The organism is Novosphingobium kunmingense (genome assembly GCF_002813245.1).
Classification (GTDB): domain Bacteria; phylum Pseudomonadota; class Alphaproteobacteria; order Sphingomonadales; family Sphingomonadaceae; genus Novosphingobium; species Novosphingobium kunmingense.
This window is the reverse complement of record NZ_PHUF01000004.1, coordinates 182,774-202,456: the sequence shown is the minus strand read 5'-3', so window position 1 is coordinate 202,456 and position 19,683 is coordinate 182,774. Positions and strand designations below refer to the sequence as shown.

Annotated in this window: 17 protein-coding genes; 10 read left to right on the top strand and 7 right to left on the bottom strand. The window is 69.1% G+C overall.

Annotated features, from left to right (window positions below):
- Window positions 1-4 precede the first annotated feature (4 nt).
- Genes B0I00_RS10400 through B0I00_RS10375 form a run of 6 tightly spaced genes read left to right on the top strand, consistent with a single transcriptional unit; the run spans window position 5 to window position 6,394 of the window.
- A complete protein-coding gene (locus B0I00_RS10400) occupies window positions 5-721 on the top strand; it encodes a SapC family protein (protein WP_100867340.1) in 717 nt (238 codons plus the stop codon).
- Entirely contained in the window at window positions 714-1,742 is a 1,029-nt protein-coding gene (locus B0I00_RS10395) for a cupin-like domain-containing protein (RefSeq protein ID WP_100867339.1), read from the top strand. The genes B0I00_RS10400 and B0I00_RS10395 overlap by 8 nt, the downstream gene beginning before the upstream one ends.
- On the top strand, window positions 1,739-3,238 hold the full coding sequence (locus B0I00_RS10390; RefSeq protein WP_100867338.1) for a tryptophan halogenase family protein: 1,500 nt from the start codon (window positions 1,739-1,741) through the stop codon (window positions 3,236-3,238). Before B0I00_RS10395 ends, B0I00_RS10390 begins: the two co-directional genes overlap by 4 nt.
- A complete protein-coding gene (locus B0I00_RS10385) occupies window positions 3,235-4,161 on the top strand; it encodes a glycoside hydrolase family 16 protein (protein WP_100867337.1) in 927 nt (308 codons plus the stop codon). The genes B0I00_RS10390 and B0I00_RS10385 overlap by 4 nt, the downstream gene beginning before the upstream one ends.
- A gap of 3 nt (window positions 4,162-4,164) precedes the next feature.
- Complete coding sequence (locus B0I00_RS10380; protein ID WP_100867336.1) at window positions 4,165-5,223, top strand: LacI family DNA-binding transcriptional regulator; 1,059 nt, start codon at window positions 4,165-4,167, stop codon at window positions 5,221-5,223.
- On the top strand, window positions 5,216-6,394 hold the full coding sequence (locus B0I00_RS10375; protein WP_100867335.1) for an MFS transporter: 1,179 nt from the start codon (window positions 5,216-5,218) through the stop codon (window positions 6,392-6,394). Before B0I00_RS10380 ends, B0I00_RS10375 begins: the two co-directional genes overlap by 8 nt.
- Window positions 6,395-6,397: 3 nt before the next feature.
- On the opposite strand, the gene B0I00_RS10370 is transcribed toward B0I00_RS10375, so the two are convergent.
- Window positions 6,398-8,818 (bottom strand): glycoside hydrolase family 3 protein, encoded by a 2,421-nt coding sequence (locus tag B0I00_RS10370; RefSeq protein WP_100867334.1) that lies wholly within the window; start codon window positions 8,816-8,818, stop codon window positions 6,398-6,400.
- Between the two features lie 168 nt (window positions 8,819-8,986).
- Here B0I00_RS10370 and B0I00_RS10365 point away from each other — a divergent pair, with 168 nt between their 5' ends.
- A complete protein-coding gene (locus tag B0I00_RS10365; protein WP_100867747.1) occupies window positions 8,987-9,445 on the top strand; it encodes a tRNA (cytidine(34)-2'-O)-methyltransferase in 459 nt (152 codons plus the stop codon).
- Here B0I00_RS10365 and acs read toward each other — a convergent pair.
- Complete coding sequence (gene acs / locus B0I00_RS10360; RefSeq protein WP_100867333.1) at window positions 9,442-11,361, bottom strand: acetate--CoA ligase; 1,920 nt, start codon at window positions 11,359-11,361, stop codon at window positions 9,442-9,444. The two genes, B0I00_RS10365 and acs, sit on opposite strands and share 4 nt — an antisense overlap.
- 171 nt (window positions 11,362-11,532) lie before the next feature.
- Between acs and B0I00_RS17255 the strand changes: the two genes are divergently transcribed.
- On the top strand, window positions 11,533-12,114 hold the full coding sequence (locus tag B0I00_RS17255) for a c-type cytochrome (RefSeq protein WP_232730193.1): 582 nt from the start codon (window positions 11,533-11,535) through the stop codon (window positions 12,112-12,114).
- Between the two features lie 10 nt (window positions 12,115-12,124).
- Here the strand turns inward: B0I00_RS17255 and B0I00_RS10350 are convergent, their stop codons facing one another.
- Together B0I00_RS10350 and B0I00_RS10345 are read right to left on the bottom strand one after the other, a co-directional pair.
- Window positions 12,125-12,418 (bottom strand): EthD family reductase, encoded by a 294-nt coding sequence (locus tag B0I00_RS10350; protein WP_100867332.1) that lies wholly within the window; start codon window positions 12,416-12,418, stop codon window positions 12,125-12,127.
- 1 nt (window position 12,419) lies between these two features.
- On the bottom strand, window positions 12,420-12,977 hold the full coding sequence (locus B0I00_RS10345; protein ID WP_100867331.1) for a rhodanese-like domain-containing protein: 558 nt from the start codon (window positions 12,975-12,977) through the stop codon (window positions 12,420-12,422).
- Between the two features lie 69 nt (window positions 12,978-13,046).
- On the opposite strand from B0I00_RS10345, the gene B0I00_RS10340 reads away from it, so the two are divergent.
- Complete coding sequence (locus B0I00_RS10340) at window positions 13,047-13,841, top strand: quinoprotein dehydrogenase-associated SoxYZ-like carrier (RefSeq protein ID WP_100867330.1); 795 nt, start codon at window positions 13,047-13,049, stop codon at window positions 13,839-13,841.
- On the top strand, window positions 13,838-14,782 hold the full coding sequence (locus B0I00_RS10335; protein ID WP_100867329.1) for a quinoprotein relay system zinc metallohydrolase 1: 945 nt from the start codon (window positions 13,838-13,840) through the stop codon (window positions 14,780-14,782). Before B0I00_RS10340 ends, B0I00_RS10335 begins: the two co-directional genes overlap by 4 nt.
- Window positions 14,783-14,786: 4 nt before the next feature.
- Here the strand turns inward: B0I00_RS10335 and B0I00_RS10330 are convergent, their stop codons facing one another.
- From B0I00_RS10330 to B0I00_RS10320, 3 genes are read right to left on the bottom strand one after another with little or no spacing between them, the layout of a single operon-like run.
- Complete coding sequence (locus B0I00_RS10330; RefSeq protein WP_100867328.1) at window positions 14,787-17,063, bottom strand: TonB-dependent receptor; 2,277 nt, start codon at window positions 17,061-17,063, stop codon at window positions 14,787-14,789.
- A gap of 2 nt (window positions 17,064-17,065) precedes the next feature.
- Window positions 17,066-17,593 carry a cytochrome b gene (locus tag B0I00_RS10325; protein ID WP_100867327.1) on the bottom strand — a complete coding sequence of 176 codons (528 nt, stop codon included), beginning with the start codon at window positions 17,591-17,593 and terminating at the stop codon, window positions 17,066-17,068.
- Window positions 17,590-19,605 (bottom strand): TonB-dependent receptor plug domain-containing protein, encoded by a 2,016-nt coding sequence (locus tag B0I00_RS10320; protein ID WP_100867745.1) that lies wholly within the window; start codon window positions 19,603-19,605, stop codon window positions 17,590-17,592. The genes B0I00_RS10325 and B0I00_RS10320 overlap by 4 nt, the downstream gene beginning before the upstream one ends.
- Window positions 19,606-19,683 lie beyond the last annotated feature (78 nt).

The window sequence follows — 19,683 nt, the reverse complement described above, 5'->3', positions numbered from 1 at the left end:
CCTTATGACCCAGCACCAGATCCTCAACCCCGCCGACCATCGCGACCTGCGCATCCGCACCGAAGCTGGGGCGGAGCTTGGCGACGGGGAAATGGCCGCCCTCGCGGTGCCGGCCGAATTCCGCCGCCTCGCCTGCGAGTACCCCATCCTGTTCCGCCACGATGCTCAGGCCGGAACTTTCTCGGCGCTGGCCCTGCTCGGGTTCGAACCGGGCGAGAACCTCTACCTCGATGGCGGAAAGTGGGACGCCGCGCACCGTCCCTTGGCAATGGCGATCCGGCCCTTCCTGGTCGGCCGCCCCCATGAAGCGGCCGGAGCCTCGCAGGTACACATCGACATGGGCCACGCGCGCATCGCCCGCGACGGCGAGGGCGTCCGCGTGTTCGACAATAACGGCGCGCCCACCCCCTACCTCGACGACATCATTGGCCAGCTTGGCGCGCTCGACGAAGGGTTTCGCGCCAGCGGAGCGTTCTTCGCCGCGCTCGACCGCTATGACCTGCTCGAACCGTTCTCGATGGACGTGACGCTCGACAACGGCGCCGAACATCGCTTGGTCGGCTATCACCTGATCAACGAAGAGCGGCTTGCCGCGCTCGAACCGGCGCTATTGGCCGAACTGCGCGACGCGGGCTTCCTCGAGGCGATCTACATGGCGATCGCCTCGCTCGGCAACCTGGGCAAGCTGGTGCGGCGCAAGAACCGGCGGATCAATGGCTGAGGCGGCCTTCGCGCCGGCCGACTTGCCCGCCGTCGGCGAAGAGGCGCTTGCGCCGGGCGCGCTCGATGCACGGCTGCGCGCGGCCGACAGGCCGTTCATCGTGCGCGGGCTGGCGGCGGACTGGCCGCTGGTCCAGGCGGCGAGGGCGGGCGCCGACGCGGCCTGTGCCTACCTGGTCGAGCGGGCGCGGGATCGGGCCTTTCCCGTGACCATCGGAACGCCGGGCGGCGGCGACCGGCTGTTCTACGATGACCTGGTCACGGGTATGAACTTCCGCAGCGCGCAGGGACCGCTGGCCGGGATCCTGGACGGGATCCTGGCCAATGCCGACAAGCCCGATGCGCCGGCGATCTATCTCTCCTCGATCGATACCGAAGCGTACTTCCAGGGACTGCGCCAGGACAACGCCCTGCCGCTGGGCGACCGCACGCCGATCGAGTCCATCTGGATCGGCAACCGCACCCGCATCGCGGCGCACAACGACGTGCCCGACAACCTGGCGGTCTGCGCCGCCGGCCGACGCCGCTTCACGCTGTTTCCGCCCGAGCAGCTTGGCAATCTCTACATCGGCCCGCTGGAGAACACGCCGGCGGGCCGCGCGATCAGCATGGTCGATCTGCGCGATCCCGATTTCGCCAAGTTCCCGCGCTTCCGAGCGGCGCTGGACTGCGCGATGGTCGCCGATCTCGAGCCGGGCGATGCCCTGTTCGTGCCGTCGCTGTGGTGGCATCATGTCGAGGCCTTCGCCCCGTTCAACGTGCTCGTGAACTACTGGTGGCGCGATGCGCCCGCCTTCCTCGGCAAGCCCGAGGATGCCCTGCTGCACGCCATCCTTGCCGTCCGCGACCTGCCGGCGGCCGATCGCGAGCGCTGGCGCGCCCTGTTCGATCATTACGTCTTTGACAATGGAGCTGACGTGACCCGACATCTGCCCGACCATGCGCGCGGCATCCTTGCGCCGCTTACCCCGGATAGCGCAGGCCAGATCCGCGCCCGCCTGCTGCGGAGCCTGTCGCGATGACCGCCGCTAGCACGCGCCGGATCGTCATCGCCGGGGGCGGAACCGCGGGCTGGATGGCCGCTGCCGCGCTGGCCAACGCGCTGGGCGATGCGATCGACCTGACCCTGGTCGAATCCGATGCCATCGGCACCATCGGCGTCGGGGAAAGCACGATCCCGCCAATCGCCCTGTTCAACCGGCTGCTCGGCATCAACGAGGCCGAGTTCATGCGCGCGACCCAGGCGACCTTCAAGCTGGGGATCAAGTTCGACAACTGGAAGGAGGTGGGCTCAACCTATTTCCACTCCTTCGGGGCGACCGGGAAGGATCACTGGACCGCCGGGTTCCAGCATTTCTGGCTGCACGGGCTGACCCAGGGGCACAAGCACAGCTACGACGACTACTGCCTGGAACTGAAGGCGGCGCTCGACGGCAAGTTCGCGCACCTGCCGAACGACCGGATGAACTATGCCTACCAGCTCGACAGCGCACTTTACGCTGCCTTCCTGCGCCGCCGCGCCGAGGGCGAGGGGACCAAGCGCGTCGAAGGCCGGATCGTCTCGGTCGAACTGGACGGCGAGAGCGGCAACATTGCCGCGCTCGTGCTCGACCGGGATCGCCGGATCGAAGGCGATCTGTTCATCGACTGCACCGGCTTTCGCGCGCTCCTGATCGAAGGCGCTCTCCACGCCGGGTTCGATGACTGGACTCATTGGCTGCCCTGCGATTCCGCCATTGCGCTGCAGACGGCCAGCGTGCGCCCGCCGGTCCCCTACACCCGGGCTATCGCGCACGATTCCGGGTGGCAGTGGCGCATTCCGCTGCAGCACCGCCAGGGCAACGGCATCGTCTATTGCAGCCGTTACCTGACCGAGGACGCCGCGCTGGAGCGCCTGCTCGGCTCGGTCGAGGGCGAGGTGCTGACCCCGCCCAACCGCATCCGCTACACCACCGGCGTGCGGCGCCGGCAATGGCATCGGAACTGCGTGGCGGTCGGCCTGTCGGGCGGGTTCATGGAACCGCTTGAATCGACTTCGATCCACCTGATCCAGCGGGCCGTGCTGCGCCTTATCCGCATGTTGCCCGGCGGTTCGATCAGCCCGCGCGACGTGGCCGAATTCAACGAGCAGCAGTTTACCGACATGGAGCAGATCCGCGATTTTCTGATCCTCCACTATACGGTGACCGAGCGGCGCGATTCGCCCTTCTGGCGCCACTGCGCCGCCTTGCCGCGACCCGACACCCTCGACCAGAAGATCGAGCTGTTCCGCGAAACGGGCCGGGTCTTCCGCAAGAACGAGGAACTGTTTGCGGAGAACAGCTGGGTTCAGGTGATGATGGGACAGGGCATCGTCCCCCAAACCTACCACCCGATCGCAACCAAACTGCGTGCCGAGGAACTCGACGGACTGCTGACTATGCTGCGCGACGGCGTGGCCAAGACCGTGGCGGGACTGCCCGGCCACCAGGACTATATCGCACGCTATTGCGGCACGGCGCAGGAGGCGGCAGCTTGAGCCTGGCGGCGCTGGCCCTTCTCGCGGCGTCTCCGCCCGCTTCGCCCTGGACACTGGTCTTTGCCGACGAGTTTACGGGCCCGCGCATCGACAGGACGGTCTGGACGCTGGCCGACGATTGCTGGGGCGGCGGCAACGACGAGCGCCAGTGTTATTCCCCCAGCAAGCGCAACGCCGCGATCGTCGACGGCAAGCTTGTCATCACCGCGCAGCGCGGGCATTTCGAAGGCCCGGCGTTGCCGCTGGCGATGCGCGACGTCGCGTCCGACCCGCACCGCACCGTCACGCGCGCATTCTCCTCGGCCAGGCTCAGCACGCGCGGCAAGGCCGCGTGGCGCTATGGCAAGATCGAGGTTCGCGCCCGCTTGCCGCAGGGACAAGGAACGTGGCCGGCGATCTGGATGCTGCCCGAAAGCGACACCTACGGGCCGTGGGCGGCATCGGGCGAGATCGACATTCTCGAGGCGGTGAACCTGGGGGTGCCCTGCGCGTCCTGTCCGGGCGGCCGCGAAAGCACGATCCTGGGCACCTTGCACTTCGGCGGCAAATGGCCCGCCAACACCCACAAGGGCGAAGAGGTGCCTTATCCGCCGGTACTTGATGGCGGATTTCACACCTATTCGATCGAATGGGACGCCGATGCGATCGTCTGGCGCGTCGATGGCCGGCGCTTTGCGACCCGTCTGGCCAGCGAATGGTCGACTGCGGGCTCGCCGCGAAAGGGCGCCCCCTTCGACCGGCCCTTCCACCTCATCCTCAACCTCGCCATCGGCGGCCGGCTTGCCGAACAGCGCGGGCTGCGCGGGATCAGCACCGACGGCTTTCCCAAGCGGATGGAGGTCGACTGGGTTCGGGTCTGGCAATGCGCGGCCGATCGGGATACGGGACGCGCCTGTACATCGGCGGGCAAGGGGACCGACTGAACCATGGCACGACGCCGCCAGGCAGTGACGATCAAGCACGTGGCCCAGGACGCCGGGGTATCGCTGCAGACCGTCAGCCGCGTGATCAACAACGAACCCAATGTGCGCCCGGCCATGAAGGAGCGGATCCAGGCCTCGATCGACAAGCTGGGCTACGTCCCCTCGATCGCCGCGCAGCGGATGAGCGGATCGCGCTCCTACCTGATCCTGGCGATCAACGACCGCGAGCGCACGATTGCCGACTGGCGCGCACGCCAGGGTAGCGACTGGATCGACCAGATGCTGCTCGGCGGCATGCTCAAGTGCGCCGAACACGGATATCGGATGATTTTCGAGCTGGTCGATACCCACAACGACCACGTCGAACGCGAACTCGGTGCGACTATCGCCGCGCTACAGCCCGACGGCGTCATCCTGACCCCGCCGCACTCCGACAACCCGCTGATTGCAGGCCTGCTCGCAAAGCACGGCATTCCCTTCGCGCGGATCGGATCGCGCGGGACCGGTGCAGGATTTGCCCTGACCATGGGGGACGAAACGTCGGCTTACGAGGCGACCCGCCATCTCATCGACCTGGGGCACAGCCGTATCGGCTTCATCACCGGTTCTGACGAATACAGCCTCTCGGAATGGCGGCACCAGGGTTACGTCCGCGCGATGACCGAAGCCGGGCTCGATCCGCAGACCTGGTGCGCCGAAGGCGACTTCAGCTACGCCAGCGGGGCGGCTGCGGCCCGGCGGCTGCTGGCGATGGCTGACCGGCCCACCGCAATCATCGCCAGCAACGACCAGATGACGCTTGCGGCGCTCGATACGGCGACGCAAGCGGGGCTGGCAGTGCCGGCTGATCTGTCGCTGGTCTGTTTCGACAACACGCCGGTCACGCGGTTCACCAATCCGCAGTTGACCGCGGTCGATCAGCCGATTGCCGCCACCTTCTCGCGCGCGGTCGAACTGCTGCTCGACCGCGACGCCGCCGCGCCGAAAGCCCCGGTCGACGTACCCGGCGAACTGATCGTCAGGGGCAGCACGGCGCCTCCCGCGGCCAGGCCCAGTGGCTGACCAGCCGGGCGAGGCGCGCCAGACGGCGCGGTTCCTCTACCTTTACGCGCTGGCGGCCTGCGGCGGGGCGATCGCCTATGTGCCGTTCCTGACCATCCTGCTGCCGCTGCGCGTCACCGCGCTGGGGTCGGCGCAGTCGCTCGATATCGTGGCCGCGATCGCCTTTTGCGGGGCGGTGGCGGCAAGCCTGGGCAATATCGCTTTCGGCTGGTTGAGCGACCGGACCGGGAGCCGGCGCGCATGGATTGCGGCGGGCCTTGTGCTGTCGAGCGCGCTGCTTGTCGCGATGCCAATGGCCCGCGATGCGGTAACGCTGATCGCCCTGATCGTGGTCTGGCAACTGGCGCTCAACATGATGCTCGGCCCGCTGTCGGCCTGGGCCGGCGACCTTGTCCCGGATGCGCAGAAGGGCCTTCTCGGCGGGCTGCTGGCCTTTGCGCCGGCCATTGGCGCGCTGTCGGGATCGGTGGTGACGATCGAGGGCTTGTCCGGTCCCGATGGACGGCTGGTCATCGTTGCCGCGGCGGTCATCGCCTGCGTGTTGCCGGTCCTGCTGCTGGGTCAGCCGAGGCCGATGCCGCAGCTGATGGCGCCGCGATCGTCCGATACGCCGCGCGCCGCGAAGGTGGTGCGCGGAATGTGGTTGGCGCGGTTGCTGGTCCAGGTGTCCGAAGCCTCGCTGTTCGCCTTTCTGCTGCTCTGGCTGCGCAGCATCGATCCGGCCCTTCACGAGAACCGCGCTGCCGGGATCTTTACCGCAGTGCTGTCGGCGGCGGTCCTGGTCGCGCTGCTGGTCGGGCGCTGGTCGGACCGCCACGACCGCCCGATCGAGCCGCTGGCTGCCGCAGCCGCCGTTTCGGCGCTGGGTCTTGCTATCATGGCCCTGGCCCCGAGCATGGCCCTGGCGCTTGTCGGCTATGCCGTGTTCGGCCTGGCCAGCAGCGTGTTCCTCGCGCTGCACAGCGGGCAGACCCTGCGCGTCCTGCCGCAGCCACAGCACCGCGGCCGCGACATGGGGCTGTTCAACCTGACCAACACCACGCCGTCGCTGATCATGCCTTGGCTGACCCTGGCGCTGGTCCCGCGTTACGGGTTCGACGCGCTGTTCGTGGTGCTGACGGTGCTGGCCGCGAGCGCCGCGCTGATCCTTGCCGCGATGGCCCGCCGTTGAACGTCAGCGCGCGGGCGGGCAGGCGCCGCCCGTTCCGTCGATCACCGTGACCGAGCGCAGGGTGGCCACGAAGCCGGCCGGCGCTTCCAGCCTGAACGGCGCGCCGACCGAGTCCAGTTTGGCGCCCGCCGCGGCAAAGCAGCGCAGCGGTATGCGCGTGGTTACTGCCCGACCTTGCGGCGCAGCGGCGATCAGCGCGGACAGATCGATCCTGCCGCCGCCCAGGGTTAGCGCAACCGGCCCGGCCGCACGATCGATCCGCCAGTCGAGCAAAAGGTCGCGGTTCGATGCCAGAGCCGGTGCCAGGCTTGTTGGCGCACCTTCGATTCCCAGCACCGACGCACCGGTCCATGAAAACTGGCGGGCATCCTCTTGCGCGCCGAGATCGACCGGGCGGGCAGTGATCGCGCCGTCCATCGCAAAGTGCCACGGAGCAGGAGCCTTGCCCCGCAGCAGGAAGGTCGATGCCGCGCTGTCCGGCTGCAACGCCATCCGCGGATCGGCATTGACCGCACCGAGTTCCGCCGCCTTGGCATAGGTCAGGCCGTAACCCGCCTGGAACAGCGGGGCTGCGACCGGCGATCGTGCATCGTCGGGCCAGGCAAAAGGCAGGCGTCCGGTGAAGTCGCGGGCAGCGCGACCGTCCTTCCGCGCGACGAGCACGTCTGCAAGGCCATTGCCCTGGGTGCCCGGAAGCCAGGCGGCCACGAAGGCGTCGGCCTGGTTCATCAGCGCGCCGGTGAAGCGCGGCCGGCCCGAGAGGAAGACGACGACGACCTTGGTCCCCTGCGACTTCAGCTGCGCGATCCGCGACGCCGTTTCCGAATCGGCGGTAAAGGCGAGGTTGGGAAGATCGCCCTCGAACTCGGCATAGGGCGCTTCGCCGAGCACGACTACGGCGACGTCCGGCTTGTCCGCTCCCGTCCCTTGCGGGGCGAGCGTGGCCTGGCCGCCGCCGGCGCGAACCGCATCGGCCAGCGCGCGGCCGATCGTCTGGCCATTGGGAAAGTCCGCGGCGGTGGTGTCGGTGCCCTGCCAGGTCACGGTCCAGCCACCGGCCTGCATGGCCATGCTGTCGGCCCCGGGACCGGTGATCAGCACTTTGACGCCGGGCTTCAGCGGCAGCACACCGCCGTTGTTCTTGAGCAGGACCAGCGACTTGGCCACCGCCTCGCGCGCCAGGGCGAGGTGGGCCGGGGCGCCGACCTGCGCCAGGTCGCCACGCCTGACCGGTGCCGGTCCCATCAGGCCCAGCTTGGCCTTGACCCGCAGGATCCGCCGGACCGCATCGTCCAGCCGTGCAGCGGTGATGCGGCCGTCCTTTGCCGCCTTCAGCGTGCTGTCGTAAAGGCCCTTCCAGCTATCCGGTGCCATCAGCAGGTCGACCCCGGCGTTGATCGAGGCCGGGCAATCGGTGGCGCTGCAGCCCGGGACCTGACCGTGGCCGTTCCAGTCGCCGACGACCAGCCCTTCGAAGCCCATCCGCTGCTTGAGCACGCCGGTCAGCAGCGAGGCGTTGCCGTGATGCTTGACCCCGTTCCAGCTCGAGAAGCTGGCCATGACGGTCAGCGCGCCGGCATCAATCGAAGTGACATAGCCCGGCGCGTGGCGGGCAATCAGTTCGGCCTCGGCGATCCGCGCGTCGCCCTGGTCGCGTCCGTCCTGGGTGCCGCCATCGGCAAGAAAATGCTTCGCCGTCGCCGCGACCTTGTCGGCGGCGAGCGGCTGGCCGCTGCGCAGGGGACCCTGGAGGCCCAAGGTCATCGCCCGGCCATAGGCGGCGATCTGTACCGGATCGGCGGAAAACCCCTCGTAGGTGCGGCCCCAGCGCACGTCCTGCGGCGCGGCAAGTGTCGGCGCAAAGGTCCACTCGATGCCGCTGCCGGCGATCTCGGCGGCCGCCGCCGCGCCGATCCGCTCGATCAGGGCAACGTCGTTGGCTGCGCCAAGGCCGACGTTGTGGGGAAAGATCGTCGCGCCCGGCAGGTTCGAATGGCCGTGAACCGCATCGACCCCGAACAGGATCGGGATGCCGCTACCGCTTTTGCGCGATGCTTCACGGAATTCGCCCACCAGCCTGGCCCAGCTGGCCGCGTCGGCACGCTCGTTGCCATAGGGCCCCGAATTCCCCCCGGCGAGGATCGATCCGAGCGGATAGGCCGCGAGGTCAGCCGGGGTGATCGAGCCGATGTCGGCCTGGATCAGCTGGCCGACCTTCTGTTCCACCGGCATCCGCGCGATCAAAGTATCGATCATCCGTTCGGTGGCGGGATCGGTGATGGCGGCCGGGCTGCGCGCGGCGGGCCACAGCGCCGGGTTGGCCTGGCCCGCAGTCGGCGGGGCGGTCGACACAGGGGCCGCCGTCGTCGCCGCGCAGGCTGCCAGCGCCGAAGCCAAGATCAGCGCCAAGGATGCGCGGGCCATTCCTGATTTCACCACCAACTCTCCCCCGTCGGCAGCGGTTGTCGCTTGCCCGGCCATAACTGTGAACGTTCTCATAATGACAAAGCAACGGGGACAAAGCAAGCGCTTTGCGAACCTTACGGAACCTTGGTCTTGATCGGACGGGTGCGGCGCGGCAAGCACCGCGCCATGCGGATTGCCCTGTTCGAGCCCGAGATCGCCCAGAACGTGGGCGCTGTGCTGCGCCTGGGCGCCTGCATGGGCGCCGCCGTCGACCTGATCGAGCCGCTGGGCTTTGCCTGGGACGATCGCCGCGTTCGTCGCACCGCGATGGATTACATCGATCACGTCGCGATCGTGCGGCACCCCGATTTCGCGGCCTTTCGCGCCACGCTGGGCGGAAACCGTTTGCTCCTCTTCACCACGAAGGGCGGCCGTTCGCTCTACGACTTCGCCTTCCGCGAGAACGACGTGCTGCTGTTCGGCAAGGAAAGCGCAGGCGTGCCGCCCGCCGTGGCCGGAGCCTGCGACGAGCGCCTGCGCATCCCGATGCGGCCGCAGGTCCGCTCGATGAACCTGGCCTCGTCGGCAGCGGTCGCGCTTGGCGAAGCGCTGCGGCAGACCGGAGCGCTGCCGCCGCTGGCCTAGGCGCGGCTGTCCGCGATCAGCACCGGCACGACCTCCGGATTGGCTAGGGTGGAGAAATCGCCGAGGTTGTCGGTGTCGCGTTCGGCGATCTTGCGCAGGATCCGCCGCATGATCTTGCCCGATCGGGTCTTGGGCAGGCCCGGCACGAACTGGATCGCGTCGGGGCTGGCGATCGGGCCGATTTCGCTGCGCACCCAGTTGCGCAGGTCGCGGCTCAGCGCGTCGGACGCTGGCACGTCGGCGTTGAGCAGGACATAGGCATAGATCCCCTGGCCCTTGATTTCGTGGGGCATGCCGACAACCGCCGCCTCCGCCACCTGAGCATGCGCGACCAGCGCGCTTTCGACCTCGGCCGTGCCCATGCGGTGACCCGAGACGTTGATCACGTCGTCGACACGGCCGGTGATCCAGTAATAGCCGTCCTCGTCGCGGCGGCAGCCGTCACCGGTGAAATACTTGCCCGGATAGGTGGTGAAATAGGTCTGGAAGAAGCGCTCGTGATCGCCCCAGACGGTGCGCATCTGCCCGGGCCAGCTTTGCGCCAGGCACAGGTTGCCCTCGGTCGCGCCGTCCAGCAGCGCGCCATCGGCATCGACCAGTTCGGGAAAGACGCCAGGCAGGGGCAGGGTGGCGCTGCCCGGCTTGGTCGCAGTCGCCTCCGGCACCGGAGCGATCAGCGCACCGCCGGTTTCGGTCTGCCACCACGTGTCGACGATCGGACAGCGGCCTTGGCCGACCACGCGGTCGTACCAGTTCCACGCCTCGGGATTGATCGGTTCGCCTACCGTGCCGAGAAGTCGCAGGCGCGACAGGTCGTGCGCCTCGACCCACTGGTCGCCCTCGCGCATCAGCGCGCGCAGCGCGGTGGGCGCGGTGTAGAAGATCGTCACCCCCAGCCGCGCGCAGGTTTCCCAGAAACGGCCGAAATCGGGATAGTTGGGCACCCCGTCGAACATCACGGTGGCGGCGCCGTTGGCCAGCGGACCATAGACGACATAGCTGTGCCCCGTGACCCAGCCGACATCGGCGGTGCACCAGAACAGATCGTCGTCGCCCGCGCCGAACAGCAGGTCGAAAGTCTTGGCCACCCACAGCAGATAGCCGCCGGTGGTGTGGAGGACACCCTTGGGCTTGCCGGTCGAACCCGAGGTGTAGAGAATGAACAGCGGGTCTTCGGCATTCATCGGTTCGGGATCGCAGGTGTCGCGGACCAGTTCGCGCGCCTCGTGCCACCACAGGTCGCGGCCGGTCTGCATCGGCACCGGCGTGCCGGTGCGGCGAACGACCAGCACCTGCTCGATTGTCGGGCAGGCGGCCAGGGCCTGATCGGCGTTGGCCTTCAGCGGAACCCGCTTGCCGCCGCGCAGCCCCTCGTCGGCGGTGATCAGCAGCCGCGAGCCGCAGTCCTCGATCCGCCCGGCGAGGCTGTCGGGCGAGAAGCCGCCGAAGACGACCGAGTGGATCGCGCCGATCCGCGCGCAGGCGAGCATGGCGACCGCCGCTTCGGGGATCATCGGCAGGTAAAGCGTCACCCGGTCGCCCTTGCCGATGCCCAGGCCCCTGATCACGTTGGCCATGCGGCACACTTCGCCGTGGAGGTCCCGGTAGGTAAGGATCCGGCTTTCGCCGGGTTCGTCCCCCTCGAAGACGATGGCCGGGCTGTCGCCGCGGTCGGCCAGGTGCCGGTCGAGGCAGTTGAAAGAGACGTTCAGTTCTCCGTCGACGAACCAGCGGATGCCGAAATCGCCCTGCGCGAACGAGCTTTCGTCGGCCCGGGTGGGAAAGCGCGACCAGTCCAGCCGGCGCGCCTCGTCGAGCCAGTAGGCGGCGGGATCGGCAGCCAGCCGGGCGTGGCGATCGGCCAGGCGCTCGGCGGGTGTCCGGGCAGGCGGGCGGTCGTGTGTCGTGCTGGCCATCGTGTCCTCTCCCCAAGGGTACTTGCCAGCCCTTTACCGCGCACGAAGCCATGGCCCCATTGCACTTTGTGGCAGCACCGCCCTGGCGCCGCGTCGGTCCAAAGTGCAATGGGCCGGGTCGGGACGCGGTGCGATAGGTGCGCGCAAAGCAAACAACCTAGAGGATGTCCGATGCGCATTTTGCCGATCGCCGCCGCCATGCTGGCCCTTTCCGCCTGTTCGGACGAGCCTGGCGCGACCGAAGCGCCCGCCAGCACGGCCCCGGCCAATGCCATGGCCAGCGAGGCTGCGGCGAGTGCAAGCGAATCTCCCGAGGCGAACGTCGTGCCGTCCGCTTCGCCCAGCGCATCACCTGCACCCACGCCTGCGCCAAGCGCTTCGGCCACGCCCGCGGCCAAGGCGACGCCGGCGGCGGCCCCGACAGCGCCTTCCAGCGCGGCGGCGATGGTTGCCGCGGCGGCTGCTCCGCCGGCCAGCTTCGGCCGCTGCGTGGCCTGCCACGACGCCAGCAAGGGCGGCGCGGATAAGCTCGGACCCAATCTCTACAAGGTCTACGGGGGCAAGGCCGGGGTGGGCAGCTATGCCTTCTCCGATGCGCTCAAGGCGTCGGGTCTGACCTGGACCGACGCCACGCTCGACAAGTGGCTGGAAAATCCGCGCGCGCTTGTGCCCGGCACCACGATGAGCTTCCCGGGCCTCAAGGACCCGGCGAAGCGCGCGGAAATCATTGTATTCCTGAAGTCCGCGCGCTGACTGGACCGGATCAGTCCCCGGCGCGGTAGAGCGCCGGGGTGATATCGGTGAACTTGGCGACATCGCCCATCACTTCGGCGGTTTCGGGGCTGGCCATGGCCGCATCGACCGCTGCCTGGTCGCGGAAGCGAAGCAGCACCATGGCGGCATCGGGCTGGTCGCCATGCGGGAACAGGACTTCGGCGCCGGTCAGCCCATGCGGTCCCCAGGCTTTTTCGACCAGCGGCACGTGGGTACTCGCGTAATAGTCGGCGTCGAAGCTGGCGCCGTCGTGGCGCGGGTAACGAACCAGAATTGTAGCCATGTCACTCTCCTTTTGGTGTTGATCTGTAAGGGGCAGGTTCGGGCCGCGCATCGACCAGCGTTCCGCCCTTGGCGTGCCAGTCTTCGATGCCGTCGGCGTACCAGCGCACGCGGGTCATGCCGCTGCGGGCCAGCCGCCGCGCCGCGTTCCAGCTCATCCAGCAGTCGGCGCGGCAGAACACCACGATTGCCGCACTGGGCCGCTTTCGCCGTTCGTCCGCGACGCGCGCGGCAAATGCCCGCCACAGTGCAGGTTCGGGGTTTGACCGGCCGACCTCGGGAAACCACAGCGCCCGCGGGATGGTCTGGTGGACCTGCGCCAGGTGCCAGCGCCCTTGCGCGTCGCGGTAGGCCCCTTCGGCCGGCAGCACGTCGATCCAGATTGCGATGCCCGCGCGGAAGAGAGCCTGCGCTTCGCCCGTGGTGATCGGCTGGGCAGGTGCCGGATCGCGATCCACCGGCGCGCGGTAGCGTTCGCTGCGATAGCCTTCGGTGTCGAATGGCTCTGCATCAGGAGCGCACGAACCGGTCAGAATCAGGGCTGCAGCAAGGGCCAGCATGGCATCGTTCTCGTCCCAAAGTGCAATCGTAGCCGATCCCAGACTGGTGCCATATGGGCCCTTGGTAGCATGCGGTTAGTCGATCTCCTTCTGGCCTGCGCGGCTCTGGTCGGCCCGGCGGCAACTGCCGCGGCCGCGCCGCCGCGCGATCCCCTGGGCTCCCCGATGTGGGACTTCCACGCCCGCCGCCTGTTCGGCAGCGACCCAGTGGTGTTCGACGAAGCCGTCGCAGTGACCATTCCCCCGATCGCCGAAAACCAGCGCGTCTTTCCTGTCACGGTCGATGCGCGCAAGCTCGCCGGGGTCAAGCGGATCGTTCTGTTCGGCGATCTCAATCCAATCCCCGTCGCGGTCGATTTCCGCCCGACCGGGGCGGCACCCTTCATCGCCACGCGGATCAAGCTCGATCAGCGCACACCGGTGCGGGCCGCCGTTCAGACGCTGGACGGCACCTGGCACGTGGCCGGATCGTGGATCGACGCGGCCGGCGGCGGCTGTTCGGCCCCGCCAGTCAGCCGGGTCAAGGGCGATTGGGCCGACCACCTCGGCGAAGTGCGCGGCGGCGCCTGGCGCGACGGCATCGACACGCGCCTGCGCGTCACGATCCGCCATCCGATGGACACCGGGCTCGTGGAAAACATCGCCGCCTACAACGTCGATCGCCTGACGGTGAGCGACGAGGCGGGACAACGCCTGGCCGAAATGACCGTCTACGGTTCGGTGGCGGAGGATCCCGCCTTTACCTTCATCGTGCCTGGCACGGGCAGCGGCGCTTTCGCCATCGCGGCGCACGACAGCAACGGCCTTGCCTTCTCCGGCACGGCGCGCAGCGCACCGGGGCCCGCGCCGGCCCTGCGCAAGTGAAGGTCACGCGCCGCGGTTTCATCGCCGCTGCCTTGGCCGCTTCGACGCCGCTTGGCGCCGAAACCTTTGCCGGCAGCTATGCGCCTGACGCCGAGCCGATCGGGCAGGGAATCTGGCTGGTGCGCGGCGCCGATGAGGCAATCGGCTTTGCCAATGGCGGCGCGATCGCGAACTCGGTCATCCTGGCGACCGACGCTGGTCCGCTGATCGTCGATCCCGGTCCCTCGCGCCGCTACGGCGAGGCGCTGTCGGCGCTGGCGGCACGGCTGACCGGCAAGCCGCCCGCCCGCGTCTTCGTAACGCACCTGCATCCCGATCACAGCTTCGGCGCCGGGGCCTTCGATCCACGCATCGTCGCCGCGCTGGCCGGAACGAGGGTCGAGCTCGACCGCGACGGGGCCGGCTTTTCCGACGCCATGTACCGGTTGCTGGTCGACTGGATGCGCGGAACAGAAGTGCCGCGCCCGGGCTTGGCGCTGACCCCCGGTCCCCTTGCCATCGGTGGGCGCATCGTGCGGGTCATGGCGCTGGCCGGCCACAGCGCTGCCGATCTGGCGCTGCTGGACGAAAGCACCGGCACCCTGATCGCCGGAGACCTGGTATTCCACGACCGCGCCCCGGCAACGCCGCACGCGGATCTTGCCCTTTGGAGGCACTCGCTCGCTGCGCTGGCCTCCACGCCGCACCGGCAGCTCGTGCCGGGCCACGGCCCGCTCGACCCGACTGCTGCCGCCATCGCCCAGACGCGGGATTGGCTCGACTGGCTGGAACAGGCGCTGCGCGATGCGGTGGCCTCGGGCCTCGACATGACCGAGGCGGGCAGCCTGCCCATCCCTAGCCGCTTCGCCGCGGTCAAGGCGGCGCGCTACGAGTTGCAGCGCAGCGTCGCGCACCTCTATCCGCGTTTCGAAGCCGAGCTTCTGCCCCGTATCGACAGTTAGGCGGTCAGAACCGCGCCTGTAGCGAAACCGTGACCCGGCGCGGCGCGGCGGGCGCGTAGGCGCGCGGATCGCTAGCTCCAGGCGCTTCGGCCAGCACGATCGTGTCGGTTTCGCTGAAGGTGGCAAAGGTCGCATAGCGCCGGTCGAACAGGTTGCGCGCCTCGATCCCAAGGACGACGTGGCGGCCCAGTTCGCGTCGCAGGGCGAGGTCGACCACGGCAAAGCCGGGCAGGGGCGCGTTGCCGTTGCCTTCGTCGCCGATAAGGAACTGGCCCGACTGCGCGCGCAGCGCGGCGTCGATGGTCCAGCCGTGCTGCTCCCAGCCAAGCGCCAGGTTGCCGCTGTGGCGCGGCGTGCCTGGCAAGACATCGCCCACCTCGACCATCACGGTGCCGTCGTCGTCGGCTTCGGGGTTGTTGGGGCTGAGCGCGGTGAAACCTTCGCGCACCCTCGCGTCGGTCAGCGCATAGCCGGCGGCAAGGCGCCAAGGTCCCTGGCGCCATTCGAAACCGGCCTCCATGCCCTGGCGGCGGATCGGGCCGCCGTTGGCGAAATAGGCGCGGCCGCGCACGCCGGCCGCGACCTGGCGGATCGCGTTGTCGGAATCGCTGCGCCACAGTTCGGCGTGCCAGCGCAGGGACTCGCCGCCGCTCGCGCCGACCGACCAGCGCCGCGCCACGACCTGGTCGAGCGGCGGATCGGCGATGAAGAACGCGCCCAGCGCGCAAGGCCGATCAGGGTCGGCGCAGGACAGTTCGGCCGGGGTCGGCGCTCGGCTGGTTTCGGCATAGCCGGCGTGAAGCGACCAGTCCGCGCCCGCCGGCCGCCAGTCGAGCTCGATCGAGGGGTTTAGCCGGTCGAACCGGTGCTTGCCGTTGAGCGCCGTGCCGATCCGGTCGCGCAGTTCGACGCTGTTGCGGCTCCACCGCAGGCTTGCCTCGACCGTGAAGCCGCCGGGCAACGGCACTTCGGCGCTGGCGTAAAGCGCAAGATCGGACAGTTGGGTCGACAGGTCGACCGGGGTTATCGCCTCACCGCTGCTCGAAAGGACCACGCCTTCGCTGCTGACCGATCGGTCGACTTCCAGTTCGCCGAGCTCGGTCGCGCCGCGAAAGCGGGTGGTGGCGCGTTCGTAGGCGAAGCCCACGGCAAGGCGGCGCTCGCCGCGTTCGGTGCGCCGTTCATCCAGGAACTGCAGGCCAATGCCGCCGCTGGTCGTGCGCTCCTCGCCGCGGTTGACCACCGCCCAGGTTTGGGTGTCGGGATCGGCAGGCAGAGTGCCGCCATCGGGCCCGAACAGGACTTCGGCCTCTTCCTCGCCGTCGACACCCTCGCTCTCGACGCAGAGGATGCCGGGTGCATCGTCGCATGCCTCGATATCGGCCAGGTCGCCGCTTGCCGTCCTGCGGGTCAGCCAGTTGCCGTGGAGTGTCGCCTCGATCCGGCTGGTATCGCCGAGTGTCAACCAGGGCAGGACGGCAAGCCGGGCGCCACTCGTCCGGCTAGTGTCGGGATGGGTGAAGATCGCGCGGTAATCGGCATCGAGCAGTTCGACCGGGGCGACCGCATTGCCAGTCAGCCGCGTGGTCGCGCCGCTGGCGCGCAGGCCGATGCCCCAGTCGCCGCCGGTGTGGTCGAAGGCCGCGGCACCGCGCGCCAGCCGCGAGGGGCTGAATCGTCGCCAGCCTGGATCGTTGATGCCTTCGACCGAAACGAGCAGCGCGTCGCGCTCTCCGGCAAGGCCGAGGCTGGCCGAGGTGCCGGCCCCGCCGATGCTGTCGACCCAGCCGCGCGCGTTGACGCCCGGCCGGTCGCGGCCCGTGGCGCTGCGCAGCAGGAGCACGCCGCCAAGGGCGTTGCGGCCGTAGACCGGGCTTGAATCGCGCAGTTCGGCCGATGCCAGCGCATCTTCGGGCACCAGGTCGAGCAGCAAGGTATCGCCGAACGGCTGGTTGAAGCGCACCCCGTCGAGGTAGACCGCCAGGCCCTGTTCGGTGCCCTGCAGCGACGACAGCGAATAGCCGCGCCAGGTCAGCCCGGCCGACCACGCATTGCCCTGCGGATCTGCCAGCGTGACGCCGGGAAGGGCGCGCTGGAGCGCGGCCAGCAGGTCGGCCCGGGTCGCGCCGTGGAGCGCCTCGGCGGGAACGGCCAGCGTCTCGTCGCTGTCGATGGCGCCGCCGGGCGCACTGACGACGATCTCCACCGGATCGCTCTCGGCCTGCGCGGCGCCAGCCCAGAGCGTCGCCAGGATCGTGCCAAGGTAAAGCGCGGCGCGCATCGTCAGGCCATGCGGCGCAGCAACTGGTCGCGCACGACGATGTGGTGATAGAGCGCGGCCGCGACGTGGACCACGATCAGCGCGGCAAAGGCGAAGCCGAGCACCTCGTGCGCCTCGCGCCCGACGGCATAGATAGCGCTGTCCTTGGTGACGGCGAACTTGGACCAGGCGAACAGCCCGAACCAGGCCAGCGGAAACTTCGAGGCAGACGACATGATCCAGCCGGTCAGCGGCAGGACGATGATCAGCGCGTAGAAGCTGGCGTGGACCGCACCGGCCAGCTTGCGCTGCCAGGCGGGCGTGCCTGCGGGCAGGGGCGGGGCGGGGTGGCCGAGCCGCCAGGCCAGTCGCGCCGTGCCCAGCACCAGGACGGTCAGGCCGATCGACTTGTGCAGCGGCACCACGTTCCAGATGCCGTCGAGCGCATCCTTCGCAAAGCCGCTCGCCAGATTGGCCATGATCAGCACTGCCGCCATCCAGTGGAGCGCGCGCGCCACGCGGTCGTAGCGCTGCTCTTGCGGCGCGCTCATCGCAGCGACACCCTTACCCCGGCCCAGACTGTGCGGGGGACGCCCAGGTCGACCGAGGTGCCCTGCTTGCGGGTCAGGACCTGTTCTCCGGTCAGGTTTTCGCCGCGCAGGACCAGGCTGAGTCCTTGGCGCAGCGGGATCTCGGCAAAGGCGCCCAGTATAGTCGCGGCCGGAAGCGAGTCTGTCTCGAGGTCGTCCTCGAACTGCTGGCCGACGTGGCGCAGGGTCAGCGCGAGCGTCCAGTCTTCGGCCGGTTTCCACGACAGCGTACCGCTTGCCGCGACGCGCGGGGTCTGGGCCGGGCGCTTGCCGTCGAGTCCGATGGCCGTGCCGCTCGCCTCGACCTCGGCATCGGTAAGCGCCAGCGATCCGTCGAACCGCACCTGGCCGGCCGCCGCCTGAAAGCCCAGCTCGAGCCCGCGCGAATGGACCGCATCGACATTGCGGCGCTGGCGCGCGTTGACCCCGGTTGTGACGTTGGAGATGGCGCGGCGGACCTTGTCGTCGAAGGCGGTGAACGACAGGGTGACCGCCTCGACCGGAGTCCAGTCCAAGCCGGCGGACACGCCGCGCAGGCGTTCGTTTTCCAGGTCCGCGTTGGCACTGGTGGTCACCGGGAAGACCGCGAAGGGACGGTACAGCTCGTTGAGCGTGGGCAGGCGGAAGCCGGTATAGCCCGCTGCGCGGAGCTTTACCCCAGCGCCCAGATCGGCCAGCGCGCCGCCGCGGAACGTGGTTTCCCAGCCCGAACGGTCGGCAAAGGCGCTGGACAGGGTGACGGCTCCGGCGGCGGTGCGGCTGATGAAGTGGCCATCGGAAATCGCCCAGCGATCGGCGCGTGCGCCGGCGGTCAGGACCACCGGGCCAAGGGTCCAGTCGTCCTCGAGATAGAAGCCGAACAGGCTGTTGCGCCCGCCGGCAATGCGCCGCGCGGTCACGGCGCCGGTGCTCGCGTTGTAGGCGACTTCCTTGGCTTCGCCACTTGCAATGCGCCAGTCGCCGCCAAGACGCAGCACGTGATCGCCGCCCAGCGGCGGGCGCAGCTCGAGCTTGCCGCCGGTGCCGGTGGTCGGGGTCGCATACTGGTCGAGCGAGGTGCGGAACGTGGTCGAGCTGATCACCACGTTGGTGAAGTTTCCGGCCTGGACATAGGCGAGCGCATCGAAGCCCCAATCGCCCTTGCCGACCAGCCGCAGGCTGGCGGTCTGACCGCTGGAGCTGGTGTCGGCCCCGGCAAAGCGCAGTGTGCGCTCGTCGTTGAAGGCGGCCACGCGGGCCTGCAGTTCGGTATCGCTGCCAAGCGGCGCAACGGCCCGTGCAGAGGCGGACCAGCTGTCGAACCGGGCCCGGACGCTGGCCGGAACGCGCTGCGCCTCCGGCGTGGTCCAGAAGCCGTGGCCACGGTCCCAGCGGCCCGCCAGTTCGGCAAATCCGCCACCCAGTTGCGGGGCCAGGCTGGCCGACAGTTCGGTTTCGCCGCGATCGTTGACGAGAGCGCTGCCATCGAACAGGCCGAGCTGCGGCGGCGCGGCGCTGGTCAGTTCGATCGTGCCGGCAACCGCGCCGGCACCGAAGGCGCCCGACCCGCCGCCGCGGGTGATCCGGGCCATGGCCAGCCGTTCCGGCGCAACCGAGGCGAACGGGATATAACCGAAGAACGGATCGGCCAAGGGCACCGCGTCGAGCAGGATCAGGGTGCGGCTGGTCGCGTTGCCGCCCAGCGCGCGCAAGGTCGCGCCCTGCGCCGAGGGATTCGACGACCGGCTGTCCGAACGGCGGAACTGCTGGAACCCGGCGACCGCGCCCAGTGCGTCCTCCAGCCGGCCCGAGGCGCTGGCGGCAAGCTGGTCCGCGCCGAGCGTGACGACATCGTAGGCAGGCGTTGCCGGGCTGTCGGGCAGGCCTTGCCCCGTTACCACGATGGCCGGCTGCTCGGCGTCGGTCGCGGCACGGGCAAGGCCGGGCAGGGCCATGGCAAGTGCGACAGTCAGGGCAAGGCGGGAGGAAGTCATGGCGTCGATCTTCAGGTTCTCGAAAACGGATGTAGCCGGCAAACCGCAATGCGGTAGGCCGGCCACACCCCTATGCGC